This is a genomic window from Arthrobacter sp. MPF02, from assembly GCF_046605375.1.
GTDB lineage: Bacteria > Actinomycetota > Actinomycetes > Actinomycetales > Micrococcaceae > Arthrobacter.
The window spans coordinates 2227126-2242086 of record NZ_CP176772.1 but is presented as its reverse complement, the minus strand read 5'-3'; the positions used below and the strand labels follow the sequence as shown (position 1 = coordinate 2242086).

Annotated in this window: 16 protein-coding genes; 13 read left to right on the top strand and 3 right to left on the bottom strand. The window is 65.8% G+C overall.

Annotation, left to right across the window (positions count from 1 at the left end; translation table 11 throughout):
* Positions 1-6: 6 nt before the first annotated feature.
* The 5 genes from leuD (at position 7) to ACLH0K_RS10560 (ending at position 5060) form a co-directional block, all read left to right on the top strand.
* Positions 7-609 (top strand): 3-isopropylmalate dehydratase small subunit, encoded by a 603-nt coding sequence (gene leuD, locus ACLH0K_RS10580; protein WP_411373568.1) that lies wholly within the window; start codon positions 7-9, stop codon positions 607-609.
* Between the two features lie 149 nt (positions 610-758).
* The gene (murA, locus tag ACLH0K_RS10575; RefSeq protein WP_411373567.1) at positions 759-2084 is read left to right on the top strand and encodes a UDP-N-acetylglucosamine 1-carboxyvinyltransferase; all 1326 of its coding nucleotides are present in this window, start codon (positions 759-761) and stop codon (positions 2082-2084) included.
* An 11-nt stretch (positions 2085-2095) separates the two neighbouring features.
* Positions 2096-2869, top strand: coding sequence for a lysophospholipid acyltransferase family protein (locus ACLH0K_RS10570; RefSeq protein WP_411373566.1), 774 nt, complete (start codon positions 2096-2098; stop codon positions 2867-2869).
* Entirely contained in the window at positions 2866-3918 is a 1053-nt protein-coding gene (locus tag ACLH0K_RS10565) for an NAD(P)H-dependent glycerol-3-phosphate dehydrogenase (RefSeq protein ID WP_411373565.1), read from the top strand. Before ACLH0K_RS10570 ends, ACLH0K_RS10565 begins: the two co-directional genes overlap by 4 nt.
* Positions 3919-3920: 2 nt before the next feature.
* Positions 3921-5060 carry a D-alanine--D-alanine ligase family protein gene (locus tag ACLH0K_RS10560; RefSeq protein WP_411373564.1) on the top strand — a complete coding sequence of 380 codons (1140 nt, stop codon included), beginning with the start codon at positions 3921-3923 and terminating at the stop codon, positions 5058-5060.
* A 22-nt stretch (positions 5061-5082) separates the two neighbouring features.
* Here ACLH0K_RS10560 and ACLH0K_RS10555 read toward each other — a convergent pair whose 3' ends face one another.
* A complete protein-coding gene (locus ACLH0K_RS10555) occupies positions 5083-5586 on the bottom strand; it encodes a DUF3515 domain-containing protein (RefSeq protein WP_411373563.1) in 504 nt (167 codons plus the stop codon).
* Between the two features lie 119 nt (positions 5587-5705).
* Between ACLH0K_RS10555 and thiL the strand changes: the two genes are divergently transcribed.
* Genes thiL through rsmD form a run of 4 tightly spaced genes read left to right on the top strand, consistent with a single transcriptional unit; the run spans position 5706 to position 10735 of the window.
* Positions 5706-6773 (top strand): thiamine-phosphate kinase, encoded by a 1068-nt coding sequence (gene thiL / locus ACLH0K_RS10550; protein WP_411373562.1) that lies wholly within the window; start codon positions 5706-5708, stop codon positions 6771-6773.
* A 22-nt stretch (positions 6774-6795) separates the two neighbouring features.
* Complete coding sequence (locus ACLH0K_RS10545) at positions 6796-7782, top strand: DAK2 domain-containing protein (protein ID WP_411376463.1); 987 nt, start codon at positions 6796-6798, stop codon at positions 7780-7782.
* Positions 7772-10045 carry an ATP-dependent DNA helicase RecG gene (locus ACLH0K_RS10540; RefSeq protein WP_411373561.1) on the top strand — a complete coding sequence of 758 codons (2274 nt, stop codon included), beginning with the start codon at positions 7772-7774 and terminating at the stop codon, positions 10043-10045. The genes ACLH0K_RS10545 and ACLH0K_RS10540 overlap by 11 nt, the downstream gene beginning before the upstream one ends.
* Before the next feature lie 60 nt (positions 10046-10105).
* Positions 10106-10735, top strand: coding sequence for a 16S rRNA (guanine(966)-N(2))-methyltransferase RsmD (rsmD, locus tag ACLH0K_RS10535; protein WP_411373560.1), 630 nt, complete (start codon positions 10106-10108; stop codon positions 10733-10735).
* Positions 10736-10756: 21 nt separating this feature from the next.
* On the opposite strand, the gene ACLH0K_RS10530 is transcribed toward rsmD, so the two are convergent.
* Positions 10757-11557 carry a spermidine synthase gene (locus ACLH0K_RS10530; RefSeq protein ID WP_411373559.1) on the bottom strand — a complete coding sequence of 267 codons (801 nt, stop codon included), beginning with the start codon at positions 11555-11557 and terminating at the stop codon, positions 10757-10759.
* Positions 11557-12786 carry an aminotransferase class I/II-fold pyridoxal phosphate-dependent enzyme gene (locus tag ACLH0K_RS10525; protein WP_411373558.1) on the bottom strand — a complete coding sequence of 410 codons (1230 nt, stop codon included), beginning with the start codon at positions 12784-12786 and terminating at the stop codon, positions 11557-11559. Before ACLH0K_RS10525 ends, ACLH0K_RS10530 begins: the two co-directional genes overlap by 1 nt.
* A gap of 43 nt (positions 12787-12829) precedes the next feature.
* Between ACLH0K_RS10525 and coaD the strand changes: the two genes are divergently transcribed.
* From coaD to rnc, 4 genes are all read left to right on the top strand, one after another.
* Positions 12830-13330, top strand: coding sequence for a pantetheine-phosphate adenylyltransferase (gene coaD / locus ACLH0K_RS10520; protein ID WP_411373557.1), 501 nt, complete (start codon positions 12830-12832; stop codon positions 13328-13330).
* Positions 13331-13453: 123 nt separating this feature from the next.
* Positions 13454-13978 (top strand): YceD family protein, encoded by a 525-nt coding sequence (locus ACLH0K_RS10515; RefSeq protein WP_411373556.1) that lies wholly within the window; start codon positions 13454-13456, stop codon positions 13976-13978.
* Between the two features lie 36 nt (positions 13979-14014).
* Positions 14015-14218 (top strand): 50S ribosomal protein L32, encoded by a 204-nt coding sequence (rpmF, locus tag ACLH0K_RS10510; protein WP_009356569.1) that lies wholly within the window; start codon positions 14015-14017, stop codon positions 14216-14218.
* Positions 14219-14239: 21 nt separating this feature from the next.
* Positions 14240-14959, top strand: a complete 720-nt coding sequence (gene rnc / locus ACLH0K_RS10505) for a ribonuclease III (RefSeq protein ID WP_411373555.1) — start codon at positions 14240-14242, stop codon at positions 14957-14959.
* Positions 14960-14961 lie beyond the last annotated feature (2 nt).

The following is a 14961-nucleotide window of genomic DNA, read 5'->3' as shown; positions in this document are numbered from 1 at the left end:
AGACCCATGGAAAAGTTCACCAAGCACACCGGCATTGGCGTCCCGCTGCGCCAGAGCAACGTTGACACGGACCAGATCATCCCGGCGGTCTACCTCAAGCGGATCACCCGCACCGGCTTCGAGGACGCGCTGTTCTCCGCCTGGCGGAAGGACCCTTCCTTCATCCTCAACCAGGAGCCCTTCACGTCCGGCTCGGTCCTGGTGGCCGGCCCCGACTTCGGTACCGGCTCCTCGAGGGAGCACGCAGTCTGGGCCCTCAAGGACTACGGCTTCAAGGCTGTCCTTTCCTCCCGGTTCGCAGACATCTTCCGCGGCAACTCCGGCAAGCAGGGACTGCTGGCCGCCCAGGTGGCACAGGACGACATCGAACTGATCTGGAAGGAACTCGAGAACGCCCCCGGCACCGAGGTCACTGTGGACCTGGAGTCCAAGACCGTGGTGTGCGGCAACATCGTGGCGCCCTTCGCCATCGACGATTACACCCGCTGGCGCCTGCTGGAAGGACTCGACGACATCGGGCTCACCCTGCAGCATGAGGCGGACATCACGGCCTACGAGGCAACCCGCCCCTCCTTCAAGCCGAAAACCCTGCCGGCAAAGGTTTCCTAGCCCGCTTCCAGCCAGCAATCCCTGATACGCGGGTCCCGCCACGCCCTCCCGGCGGGGCCCGCGTATTTCGGTTCGGTAACGCGACCTCCTATGCTGGGTTGGAGCCTTTGCAAGGATTTGGGGGCGAGTCATCGTGAGGAAACCGGTATATGAGTAGTGTTCTGACAATCCGCGGCGGAGTCCCGCTTACTGGCCGCGTCAGCGTCCGGGGGGCCAAGAATCTGGTTCCCAAGGCGATGGTGGCCGCGTTGCTGGGCAACGAACCCTCGGTATTGCGGAACGTGCCCGAGCTCAAGGATGTAGAGGTTGTCACCAGCCTCCTGCAGCTGCATGGTGTGACCGTGGCCAAGGACCCGCTCACCGGCGACCTCACGCTCGATCCCACTGACGCCAAGACGGCGCCGAGTACAGCGATTGACGCCCACGCCGGGGACTCCCGGATTCCCATCCTTTTGTGCGGGCCCCTGATCCACGCGATCGGTGAAGCCTTCATCCCCGATCTCGGCGGCTGCAAGATTGGCGACCGGCCCATCGACTACCACCTCGACGTGTTGCGCCAGTTTGGCGCCGTCGTTGAAAAGCGGCCGGGCGGGATCCACATTTCGGCACCCAAGGGGCTGCACGGTGCGAAGATCTCCCTGCCCTACCCCTCTGTAGGTGCCACCGAGCAGGTTCTGCTCAGCGCTACCCGCGCCGAGGGCATCACTGAGTTGTCCGGCGCGGCCACCGAGCCCGAGATCATCGACCTGATCGCCGTGCTGCAGAAGATGGGCGCCATCATCAGCGTCCAGACAGACCGGACCATCCGCATCGAGGGCGTCCGCGACCTGGGCGGCTACAACCACCGCGCACTGGCGGACCGGAACGAATCGGCGTCGTGGGCCTCCGCGGCCCTGGTCACCCGCGGCGACATCTTTGTGGAAGGCGCCTCCCAGCGGGACATGATGACCTTCCTGAACACCTACCGGAAGGTGGGCGGCGGAATGGACATCGGCGAGGACGGCATCCGCTTCTACCATCCGGGCGGCAAGCTCAACCCGCTGGTCCTGGAAACGGACGTGCACCCCGGCTTCATGACCGACTGGCAGCAGCCGCTGGTTGTGGCGCTCACCCAGGCCGAAGGTGTGTCCATCGTCCATGAGACGGTGTACGAGAACCGTTTCGGCTTCACCGATGCCCTGATCCGGATGGGCGCCAGCATCCAGGTGCACCGTGAGTGCCTGGGCAGCGTCCCGTGCCGGTTTGGCCAGCGCAACTTCCTCCACTCGGCGGTAATCTCCGGCCCCACGCAGCTGAAGGGAACGGATATCGACGTCCCGGACCTCCGCGGCGGGTTCAGCCACCTCATTGCCGCCCTTGCGGCCACCGGAACCTCCCGTGTGACCGGCATCGACATCATCAACCGCGGCTACGAGCGCTTCACCGAAAAGCTCGCCGGGCTGGGTGCCGATTTCGACATCACCACCGCGAAGTAACGGGACGGACCGTGAAGGAATCGGCCAAAAGCAGGGCCACATTCGTGTTCATCGCAAGCATCGCCCGCCCGCTGCTGAACCTCATGATGGATAAGAAGTGGGAAGGCACCGAAAAGCTTCCCGACGGCGGATTCATTGCCGCGCCCAACCACTGCACCGAGATCGACCCCCTGGTGGTGGGCCACATGCTCTACAACCAGAAGCGGGCCCCGCACTTCCTCGCCAAATCCGGGCTCTTCAATGTGCCCGGCCTGGGCTGGCTCCTGCGGGCCACCAAACAGGTCCCGGTGGAGCGTTCGACGGCGGGAGCCAACCGCTCGCTGCAGGTCGCCCAGGAGATTGTCGCCGAGGGCGGCGCCATCATCATCTATCCCGAAGGAACGCTGACCCGGGACCCGGACCTGTGGCCGATGAAGGGGCATACAGGCGCCGCGAGGCTTGCCCTCGAAGGGGGAATCCCCGTGGTTCCCATTGCCCACTGGGGCGCCCACGAGGTGTTCCCGCGCTACGGCAAAAAGTTCCACCTGTTTCCGCGGAAATTGTCCCGGGTAGTGGTTGGCGATCCCGTGGACCTCAGCGCCTTCTCCGGCCGTCCCCTCGATAAGGCCACCCTGACGGCGGCCACCGACGCAATCATGGATGCCATCACGGCGCTCCTCGCGGAGCTCCGCGGCGAACAGCCGCCTGCGGAACGTTGGGATCCGGCCCGGCAGCAGCAGGCCAAACACGGGCGTTTCGTGGAGCGCGGTCAGCAGCAGCCCGGCAACGGGGCGGATGCACAGTGACGTTGGAGGGCAAACTGGCGGGCTCGTCCCGCTCCGTAGCCGTGCTCGGCGCGGGCTCGTGGGGAACCACGTTCGCGAAAGTCCTTGCCGATGCCGCCGCGGCGGCCGGTTCGCCCCGGAGCATCCGGGTGTGGGGGCGCCGTGCTGAAGTGGTGGATGAGATTAATGGCCGGCACCGGAATTCGCAGTACCTCAAGGACGTCCCGCTTCCGGCAAGCATCACGGCGTCCACCGATGTGGCCGAGGCTTTGGAGGGGGCGGACCTTGTTGTCCTGGCAGTTCCCGCCCAGTCACTCCGCCCCCAGCTGCGCGGATGGAAGGACCTGATTGCACCAGGGGCGGTCGTCGTATCCCTGATGAAGGGCCTCGAACTCGGCACCGATTCCCGCATGAGCGAGGTCATCAGCCAGGAGCTGGGGGTGCCTGCGGACCGGATCGCCGTCGTGTCCGGCCCGAACCTGGCGATGGAAATTGCGCGCGAGGAACCCACCGCTTCCGTGGTTGCCTGTTCCGACTCCGCCGTTGCGGGCTGGATCGCCAGGAGCTGCACGGCACCCTACTTCCGGCCCTATACAACGTCTGATGTGGTGGGGGTGGAAATCGGCGGTATCGTCAAGAACGTCATCGCGCTGGCCGTGGGCATCTGCGAGGGCAAGCAGATGGGGGACAACACCAAGGCTTCCGTCATCACCAGGGGCCTTGCGGAAACCTCGCGCCTTGCGCTGGCACTCGGCGGTGACACGAAGACCATGGCAGGCCTTGCCGGCCTGGGGGACCTGGTGGCAACGTGCTCGTCGTCGCTGTCCCGGAACCATACGGCGGGCCGCCTGCTCGGCCAGGGCCTGACGCTGGACGAGGTGGGAGAGAAGATGACCCAGACCGCCGAAGGCATCAAGTCCGGCCAGGCCGTGCACGAACTGGCCGGCAAGCTCGGTGTCGACATGCCAATCACCGCCGCGGTGGTTGCTGTCCTGGCCGGCAAACTGTCCGTTGACCAACTGGGGCCCGTCCTGTTGTCCCGGGAACTGAAACCTGAAGGCGATTACTGACGATGTCCCAGAACAACCAGACCGCAGGGAACCGGTCCAAGCCCCGGGTCGCGGTGCTTTTTGGCGGCCGCTCCAGCGAACACGCCGTCAGCTGCGTAACGGCGGCCGGAGTGCTGGGCGCCATCAACAAAGACAAGTACGACGTCATCCCCATCGGGATCGCGAAATCCGGGCAGTGGGTCCTGGCGTCCTCGGACACCACCCAGTGGTCGCTTGCCGGGTCGTCGCTGCCCGAGGTGGCACCGTCAGCCGAGACCGTCACGCTGGCGGAAATCGGGGGAGAGCACCAGCTCATCGTGGCGGCGCCCAACGAGGTCCCGCAGGAACTTGGGACTGTTGACGTGGTCTTCCCGCTCCTGCACGGACCGTTCGGTGAAGACGGCACCATCCAGGGGCTCCTGGAGCTTTCTGACACGCGCTACGTGGGGGCCGGAGTGCTGGCCTCCGCCGTTGGCATGGACAAGCACTTCATGAAGGTGGTCTTCGAAGCTGCCGGGCTGCACGTTGGGCCCTACATCGCGGTGACCGACCGGCAATGGCGCAAGGACCCGGAAGCTGTCCGTAAGCAGGTGGACCGCCTTGGCTTCCCGGTCTTCGTCAAGCCGGCACGGGCCGGTTCTTCCATGGGCATCTCCAAGGTGGACTCCCTCGAACAGCTGGACGCCGCCATCGAAGCTGCGCGCCGGCACGACCTCAAGCTGGTCATCGAAGCGGGAATCGTGGGGCGCGAAATCGAGTGTGCGGTCCTCGAGGGCCGGGGGACCGACGCGCCCCGCACGTCCATGCCCGGTGAAATTTCCGTTGCCGGCGGCACCCACGAGTTCTATGACTTTGAGGCAAAGTACGTTGAGGACAACGCCGCTGCGCTGAGCTGCCCTGCGGATATCCCGGAGGAAGCCATCGCCCGGGTGCGGGAGCTGGCGGCCGCGGCGTTCGACGCCGTCGGTGCCGAGGGCTTGAGCCGTGTGGACTTTTTCTACACCCCCGACGGCGAGCTCATCATCAACGAGATCAATACGATGCCCGGCTTTACGCCCAAGAGCATGTACCCGCAGATGTGGGCAGCGTCGGGGCTCAGCTACCCGGACCTGATCGACGAGCTCATTTACCTTGCGTTGAACAGGAAAACCGGGCTCCGTTAATCCTTCTCCGGGGCCAATCCACCTACTGGCTCTGGGGCAGGTCCTGCAGCTCTTCCTGCCCCACGCAGCCCCGCGTGGCGGGCACCTCGCCTGCCGGGGCAGCGAGGTCGGCGAGCACGGTCGCCGAACTGATCTTGTCCGGATCCATCAGGATCTCGGTGGCCGGTTCACGCCCGTAGGTGGTCAGGGTCCACACAGGGTCGCCCTCCCTGATCACCCAGTCGATACCGTTGACCGTCACGCAGCGGTCCGTCGTCGGCCCGGGGACGTTGACGCCGCAGCGGAGGATGACGAGGGACGGATCGCCCCACGCCGCGGTGGCCTGGCTGTTGGTCTTCCTCAGTTTGGCGTCCCCAATCGCGTCCGGCAGGGACACCATCATCGGGGCGCATGCAGGATTGGCAGCGTCACCGGCTGCGGGAACGTCGACGGCGGGCGAGCAGCCTGTGAGGGCCACAGCGGCCAGGCCCCCGGTCAGGGCCAGAGAGGCGGCACGGGCAGGAAGGGAAAGCCGGGGACGGTGCATCAACCCATCATCCCGAATCCGGACGCGGCAAGGCCAATCGCTGCCGTCCTGCACCGCCACCCGGGCACAGGTTTTCCGGTGCGCCCTCGATTGTCGGCGCCGCGCTGTAGCGTAGTGCCGTGCCTGAAACGTCCTTGAACGGCAGCGGCCATGGCCGCGCCGGTTCCCCACAGCAGCCTGCCGTTGCCGGTCTTTCCGAGACCGAGCTGCTGGCCCGGATCTTTCCCCGGCTTTCGATGGGCAGTGCCCACTCCGCAGCCACCCTCCTGGGTCCGGGAGATGACGCTGCCGTGGTGGCCGCCGCGGACGGCAGGACCGTCATCAGCATCGATACTCAGGTCCAGGACCAGGACTTCCGTCTCCGCTGGCCCAACGGATACTGCACCAGCGGCTTCGACGTCGGCTGGAAGGCCGCGGCGCAAAACCTCAGCGACATCAACGCCATGGGGGCAACCGCCACGTCGATGGTCGTGAGCCTGACCCTTCCACCGGACACACCGGTCAGCTGGGTTGAAGGCCTGGCGGACGGGCTCACGGCCGGTATCCGCCAACTGGGCGCGGACCGCTGCTCGGTGGCAGGAGGCGACCTTGGCCGTGGACGGGAAATATCCGTCACCGTCGCAGTCCTGGGAACGCTCGACGGCGGCAGCCCGGTGCTGCGTTCCGGAGCCCGGCCGGGCGACGTTCTGGCACTGGCAGGAACCGCCGGACATGCCGCCGCAGGCCTGGCGCTGCTCGAGTCGGCCCACAGCGTTGACACCCTCACCCCGGAGCAACTTCTCTTCCTGGACCGGCAGTCCAGGCCCCGGCCGCCTCTCGCCGCGGGTCCCGCCGCCAGGACAGGTGGCGCCACCGCCATGCTCGACGTCTCGGACGGACTGGTCCGCGACAGCCGAAGACTGGCAGTGGCCAGCCATGCCGCGGTCCACCTCGACCCGGAACAGGTGGCGAGGCTGGCAGCGGGCCTGCAGCCTGCCGCGGGGCTGCTGGACGCGGACGCAGTCGGCTGGGTGCTGGACGGAGGCGAGGACCACGGCCTGCTGGCCACATTCCCTTCCGGCGTGCAGCTGCCTCCGGGATTCACTGCGATAGGCTCGGTACAAGCACTGGGAATCGATGAAGGCCCGGGCGTCATGATTGCGGGCCGGTCCGCGGACACCGGGGGATGGGATCACTTTGCAGACTAAGGTTGCCGCCAACGCGCAGGCGATGAAGAGGTGGTTGGGCAAGGCTGAAACCACCCTGGGCAACCACAGTGACCGCCTAAACGCCATCAACATCTTCCCTGTGGCGGACGGGGATACCGGAACCAACCTCTACCTGACAGTCCGTGCAGCGGCCCGCTCGCTGGCCGCTGAGGGCGAACAACCCGCCCAGATCGATGTGGGAGCCCTGCTTGCCACCGCCGGGCAGGCTGCCCTGGAGGAGGCCCGGGGGAATTCCGGAACCCTTTTCTCGGTATTCCTGTGCGCAGCCGCCGAACCCCTCACCGGACACGCGCGGCTTACGTCCACACTGCTAGCTGCGGCACTAAACCGGGCACAGATCCGTGCCTGGTCCGCTCTCAGCGATCCTGTACCGGGCACCATGCTGTCCGTCATGGAGGCTGCTGCACGGGCAGCGGCAGCCGTGGATGCGGGACAAAACGGAGACGACAGTAATCACGCACTTGGCCTTGCCCTTGACGCAGCCGTCGAAGGCGCGCTGGCGGCGGTGATCCAGACCGAGGACCAGCTCGATGCGCTGACCTCGGCCCACGTTGTGGACGCCGGAGGCGTTGGAATGCTCCTGATCCTCGACTGCCTCCGGTCCGCCGTCCTCGGTGAGGAGCTGCAAAGCGAACTCCTCGACGGGCTGCACGGCTACGACGTCGCCGATCCCCACATCCACACCGACATGCCGGACGACGACGGCGTCGAGGTGATGTGCACCATCAGCCTCTCGCCCCTGAATGCCGCAACCCTCCGGCAGCGGCTCGACGAGATTGGCGAATCAGTCATCATGAGCCAGGTGGGAAGCGGTGCGGATGACCACGGCGACTACCGGTGGCGGGTGCATGTCCATGTTCCCGACGCGGGCCCTGCGGTCGCCATCATCCGCTCCCTCGGTGAGCCGTCCCAGATCACCATCAGCGAGCTCGCGCAGCCACGGAACGCGGATGTCAACGCGGTGAACTCCGGCGGGCATGAACGCTGAGCTTGACCTGCCCCTGGAACGGCGCGTCGGCAAACGCTCCGCCGCCGTCATCGAGAAGCACCTGGGCATCACCACAGTGGCGGGGCTGCTGAACTATTTCCCGCGCCGGTACCTCACCCGCGGCGAGCTGACGCCCATCAGCGAGATTCCCCGCGACGAGGACGTCACGCTCATTGCCCGGGTGCTGTCCACCAGCACCCGGAGCATGCGGGCACGCAAGGGGACCATCACCGACGTCGTCATTTCGGACGACGACGGCCAGTCGGGGCTGCGGCTCGTTGGCGGCACGGACTACCGCGGCAAAGTTCCCGGCACGCTCAAAATCAGCTTCTTCAACGCCTACCGCGCCAAGGCGGAACTGCTGCCCGGCCGGCGCGCCTTGTTTTCGGGCAGGGTCACCAGCTTCAAAGGCTCCCTTGGCCTCACCAATCCGGACTATCACGTCCTGGACGAGGACCCTTTCACCTCCAGCGGACAGGACGCCGGTAAGCTCGCCGCCATGCCCATTCCGGTATACCCGGCAACGGCCAAGCTTCCCAGCTGGAAAATCCAAAAAGTCATCGCGGCGCTGCTCGAAACCGCCGACCTCGACTCCTTGCCGGACCCGGTTCCACCGGCCGTCGCCGGGCGGGAGAATTTCCTTCCCCTGGCAGAGGCCTACCGGCTGATCCACGCCCCCGGGTCCGCCGCTGCCTGGAAGAGGGCCCGGGACCGGTTCCGCTACCAGGAAGCGTTGGTACTCCAGTCCGCCCTCGCCCGCCGCAGGGCGCAGCTGGCGTCGGAGGAAGCCACCGCCCGGCGCCCTGTGGAGGACGGGGCCCGGGCAGCCTTTGACCGCAGTCTTCCCTTCTCGCTGACCGACGGCCAGGCCGCCGTCGGACAGACGCTGGCGATGGAACTGGCCCGTGATACCCCCATGAACCGCCTGCTGCAGGGCGAAGTGGGCTCCGGGAAAACAGTGGTAGCCCTCCGGGCCATGCTGCAGGTGGTTGACGCCGGGGGACAGGCGGCGCTCCTTGCACCCACCGAAGTCCTGGCTGCCCAGCACTATGAATCGATCCGGCGCACCCTTGGTCCGCTGTCCCGGGACGGACTGCTGGGTCCCCTGGGCGGAGCGGATGGGGCCTCCGTGCAGGTGACGCTGTTGACCGGGTCCATGCCCACGGCGGCACGCAAGCAGGCCATGCTGGATGCTGCCTCCGGTACGGCCGGGATCATCATCGGGACCCATGCCCTGCTCAGCGACAACGTTTCGTTCTACGATCTTGGGCTGATCGTGGTGGACGAGCAGCACCGGTTTGGCGTGGAGCAGCGCGACGCGCTGCGGGCGAAAGCGCGGAAGCCGCCGCATCTGCTGGTCATGACCGCCACCCCCATTCCCCGCACGGTTGCCATGACGGTTTTCGGTGACCTTGAGACGTCCACGCTCGATGAGCTGCCCAAGGGCCGTGCTCCCATCTCCACACACCTGGTGGGGCTCGCCGAGAACCCCGCCTGGGCCGGGCGCATCTGGGCACGCGCCCGTGAAGAAATCGACGCCGGCCACCAGGTGTACGTCGTTTGCCCCAAGATCGGTACCGATGACGACGGCGACTTCAGCCCCGGGGAAGCAGAACCTGCGGGCCTGGAGGGGGAGGAAAACGCACGCGAACTGGCATCAGTGACGGCCGTCGTCGAACACCTGCTCGCGGAGCCGTCCCTCTCGGGGGTTCCTTTGGCTCCGCTGCATGGACGCCAGGATCCCGAGCTGAAGTCCGCCACCATGGCCGGGTTCGTGGACAACAGTGTCAAGTTGCTGGTTTCCACCACAGTGATCGAGGTGGGCGTCGACGTCCATAACGCAACGCTGATGGTGATCCTCGATGCTGACCGCTTCGGTATTTCCCAGCTGCACCAGCTTCGCGGCCGGGTGGGCCGGGGCGGCCTGCCGGGAACCTGCCTGCTGGTCACAGCGCTGGAACCGGGGCACCCCAGCCGGCGGCGGCTTGAAGCAGTGGCCTCCACCACTGACGGGTTCGTGCTCTCCCAGGAAGACCTGAAGCTCCGCCGCGAGGGTGACATCCTGGGAGCCTCCCAGTCCGGCGGGCGCTCCACGCTGAAACTGCTGCGTGTCCTGGAACACGGGGACGTCATCGCAAGCGCACGGGAGGATGCACAGGACATTGTGGGCAAGGACCCCCTCCTGTCACGCCACCCGGAACTGGCCGATGCCATCGACAAGTACCTCAATCCCGAGAAGGAGGCGTTTCTTGAGCGCGGCTAACGGAACCTTGAATGCGGACGGTGTGCAGTCCGCGGGACCAGGCACACCCGGGGGGAACTCATGAGCAGGATCATCGCCGGTGCGGCGGGCGGCACGCCGCTGTCCGCCGTTCCCGGTTCCCTTACCAGGCCTACCACCGACCGCGTCAAGGAGGCGCTGTTCTCGCGGCTTGACGCGTTCGACGTCATCGCCGGTGCCAGGGTGCTCGACCTGTACGCCGGCTCGGGTTCCCTTGGCGTGGAGAGCGGGAGCAGGGGCGCGCAGGCAGTGGAGCTCGTGGAATCCGACGCCAAGGCAAGCGCCGTCTGCCAGCGGAACGCCGACCTCCTCAACGGCGTCCTGGGTCGTAAAGCCGTGACGGTCCACCGGTCCAAGGTCGAACCGTTCCTGGACCGGGCAGCCCCCGGGGATACGTGGGACCTGGTCTTCCTCGACCCGCCCTATCCCTTGGGGGAGACGGCACTGTCCGCCGTGCTTACCAAGCTTGCCGCGCACCTGGCGCCGTCGGCCGTCGTTGTGGTGGAACGCTCGTCCCGGTCTCCTGAACCGGAATGGCCGGAAGCTCTCGCCCGCTTCGCGGAAAAGAAATACGGTGAAACACGGCTGTGGTTTGCCGAACCGTACGTCCCGGACGCCATTGACCGGGACGACATCCCGGCGGTGGAAGAGGCGGAAACAGCCGGGCCGTAGCTGTGCGGTCAGTCCCCAGCCCTACGGCCGCGGCTGACCCGTAAACGGATCCAGGTCCACGCCGGCAAGGACCGCGGCCGGGTGGGGTCCCCGGGCGGCCAGCTCCGCTGTCCACTCTCCGGGCCAGGGCACCTGTGTTCCGGCCAGGATGATGTTGCCGGGGTATCGTCCCTGGAACATCCCTGCTTCGGCGAAGGCCGCCACGTCCGTCATAACCTGCCGCATGGCCGCCACCTGGCTGCGGACAAGCGTCAGCCCCGGCTCGTCGCCCACGTTGACGATCAGTACCCCGCCCGGCGCAAGCTTTGCCTGTACTTCCCGGTAGAAATCGGTGCAGGCGATGTGGGCGGGAGCGTCCGGTCCCGAAAAGATGTCCAGGATGACGACGTCGAAAGCGGCTTGGGAATCCAGCCCACCGAGTGCGTCCCGGGCATCACCGGTGATGGTGTGCAGGTCCGTACCTTCGGGAAGGGGGAGCTGCCGCAGGACGAAGTCAAGCAGCTCACGTTCCAGTTCAACGGCGTATTGCACGGACCCTGGCCGGGTGGCCTGGATATAGCGGGCCAGAGTCAGGGCGCCGGCACCCAGGTGCAAAGCCCGGACCGGGGCTCCGGACGGCGCGGCAAGGTCAACCAGGTGCCCGATCCTGCGGAGGTACTCGTAAAAGATCTCCTCGGGGTGGGCCAGGTTGACATGGGACTGCTCGGCACCGCCGATGCTCAACACGTAGCTGCCGTCAGTGAAGGCATCCGGTTCGATGGAGGCGTGCTGCCCGGTGGTCCGCAGGAACCTGGCGGCCGGGCCCCGGCTGTCCCCGGACATCAGAGCTTTTGGCCCAGCGTTGCGAGCCGGCCGGCGGCCTCCTCCAGGACCGCCGTCTTCTTGCAAAACGCGAAGCGGAGCAGGCTCCTGGTCCGTTCAGCCCCCTCGGGATGGCAGAACACTGGCACCGGTATCGCTGCGACGCCGACAAGCCCCGGAAGCCGCCTGGCCAGGTCCACCGAGTCAGTAATTCCCAGCGGGGCGGTGTCGACGTTGACGAAGTAGGTGCCCTGCGGGGTGAAGACGTCGAACCCTGCAGCGCGCAGGCCCTCGCTGAGGATGTCCCGCTTGCGCTCAAGGTCTGCCGCGATGCCTTCATAGAAGCCATCCGGCAGCGCAAGGCCGGCGGCGATGGCCAACTGGAACGGGGTCCCCGAACTGTAGGTCAGGAACTGCTTGACAGTCCGGACTGCGGCCACCAGGTCTTCCGGACCGGACAGCCAGCCGATTTTCCAGCCTGTCAGGGAGAACGTTTTTCCGGCCGACGAAATTGTGATGATGCGCCCTGCTGCCCCGGGCAGGGACGCCACGGGAATGTGGCGGACGCCGAACGTCAGGTGCTCATAGACCTCGTCCGTGACGATGACGCTGTTGTACTGTTCCGCCAGTTCCACTATCCGCTGCAGCACCTGCCGCGGAAAAACAGCCCCGGTAGGGTTGTGCGGATTATTGAGCAGCACCACCCGGGTCCGCCCGTTGAAGGCGGACTCGAGCGCTGCCATATCCGGCAGGAACCCAGGAGCCAGCAGCGGCGCCGTGACGTGGGTGGCCCCGGAGAGCCCGATGACAGCGCCGTAGGAATCGTAGAAGGGCTCGAAGGTCAACACCTCGTCACCGGGACCGGCCAGAGCAAGGAGCGCGGCCGCGATGCCTTCGGTGGCGCCCGTTGTGACGATGACTTCCGTCGCGGGGTCGGGGGTGAGTCCGTAAAAGCGTTCCTGGTGGGCGGACACGGCTTCGCGCAGTTCGGCGATGCCCTTGCCGGGCGCATACTGGTTTGCTCCTGCCGCGATGGCGGCCCGTGCGGCTTCCCGAATTTCCAGGGGACCGTCCTCGTCCGGGAAGCCCTGGCCCAGGTTGATTGCGCCGGTCTCGAGGGCCAGGCCGGTCATCTCCTCAAATATGGTGACGCCTAGTCCGCCGTCGGGCGCCAGGAGGTTGGCACCGAGTGCCGTGCGCTGCCAGGGAGCAGGTGCCGTGGGTGCGGAAAGTTCCCGTCGAGAATGCATCCAGTCATGGTATCCCGGGCTTTTCATGGGGTAGTTTCAGAGCATGCGACGAGCTGTGTGCCCCGGATCCTTCGACCCCATCCACAACGGCCATCTTGAAGTGATTGCGCGGGCCGCAGGGCTCTTCGACGAGGTGATCGTGGCCATCTCCACCAACTACGCCAAGAAGTACAGGTTCACGCTGGATGAACGGCTGGAAATGGCGCGGGAGACCCTGGCCTCCCTGAAGGGCATTGTGGTTGAGCCTGTGGGGGAGGGCCTGCTTGCCGAGTACTGCCGCCAGCGCGGTGTCTCCGCCATCGTCAAGGGCCTGCGCTCGTCGTCGGATTTCGACTACGAGCTCCCAATGGCCACCATGAACCGCCAGCTGAGCGGGGTGGAAACGGTGTTCCTGCCTGCCGAGGCCCACTATGTCCACCTTTCCTCCACGCTCATCAAAGAGGTGGCAAGCCTGGGTGGCAGCGTGTCCGATTACGTGCCGCGCTCGGTCCACCGCAGAATGCTCGCTGGCGAGTCTGCGGCAGATCAGCAGCCAAGACGGTAGGCTTGTCCGGTACCTCTGAGCAGCCGGTATGCCGGTTTGAGTCCCCGTGGTTCTTCAGGCTAAGATGGTACGTCGGTCATATGTTCAACAGGAGTTCTCATTAAAAGAGATGCTGGTTCGCCCTTGGTGTTCGACGTCAAGGACCTCGGGCGCAGCCCGGGAAGCATGCGGACGCTGAAGGAACATGTACCCGCACCAAGTGAACTTGGTGTGCCGCTCATTGGCGTTCAGGAAGGCTCGGATGTCGAGCTGGACCTGAGGCTTGAGGCCGTACACGAAGGAATCCTGGTATCAGGAACCGTGCTCACAGAAGTAACCGGTGAGTGCAGCCGATGCCTGGATCCCCTTGAGTATGACCTTGAGGTCAATGTGCAGGAACTTTTCTTCTACGAAGGCACTGAGCTTTCGGACGAAGAAGATGATGAAGAGCAACGTCGAGTCGAGCACGATGTAATCGATCTTGAACCGGTGTTGCGGGACGCGGTTGTTACGCAGCTGCCGTTCCAGCCGGTGTGCCGGGAAGACTGCCAGGGCCTATGCTCCGAATGCGGAGTCCGCCTGGAAGACGAGCCGGGGCACCACCACGAGGTCCTGGATCCTCGCTGGGCTGCCCTAGCTGATCTGGCTAAGCCTGACCGGCAAAATTGATTTGTACGTGTTTGTCTAGAGAGAAATGAGTTAGCCGTGGCTGTTCCCAAGCGGAAAATGTCTCGCTCGAATACCCGCGCCCGTCGTTCGCAGTGGAAGGCGACCGCCCCCCACCTGGTGAAGACCGTCGAGAACGGCCAGGTTACCTACAGCCTGCCGCACCAGGCCAAGGTCGTCACTGACTCTGCCGGCACCGCGCTGTTCCTTGAGTACAAGGGCCGCAAGGTCGCTGACGTCTAATCGGCCGCTCGGGCTGACCTGATGTCTTCAACTGAAGAGCTTTTGAAGCGTCTCGGTGTCTCTATTGACGCCGGGACGCTTCGTCTTGCGCTCACGCACCGTTCGTACGCCTACGAAAACGGCGGCATACCCACCAATGAGCGGCTGGAGTTCCTGGGTGACTCCATCCTCGGCTTCTCGGTGACGGACGCCCTCTACCGGGACCATCCGGACCTTCCCGAAGGCGACCTGGCAAAACGCCGCTCAGCCGTCGTCAGTACGCGTGCCCTGGCGAACATCGGCCGCAGTCTCGGCATTGGGGACTACATCTACCTCGGACAGGGCGAAAAGCTCACCGAGGGCAAGAACAAGGCATCCATCCTCGCCGACACCATGGAAGCACTGATTGGTGCAACCTACGTGTCAAACGATATCGAGACTGCCCGCCAGCTGGTCATGCGGCTGATCGGGCCCCTGCTGAAGGACGCGGCAGTGCTCGGCGCCGGAACGGACTGGAAGACCAGCATCCAGGAGCTGGCGGCCAGCCGCCAGCTGGGTACCATCCACTACGCCGTTGACGGTGCAGGTCCCGACCACGCCCGGACCTTCACTGCGGTCCTGAACATTGGCGGGAACGCCTACGGCAAAGGTACGGGCCACTCCAAAAAGGAGGCGGAGCAGGAAGCCGCCGCCGACGCCTGGCGCGTCCTCACCGCCGCCGGTGCTGCCGGCGGTCCCGCCGGCTCCGTGGCCGCCAAGTAGCC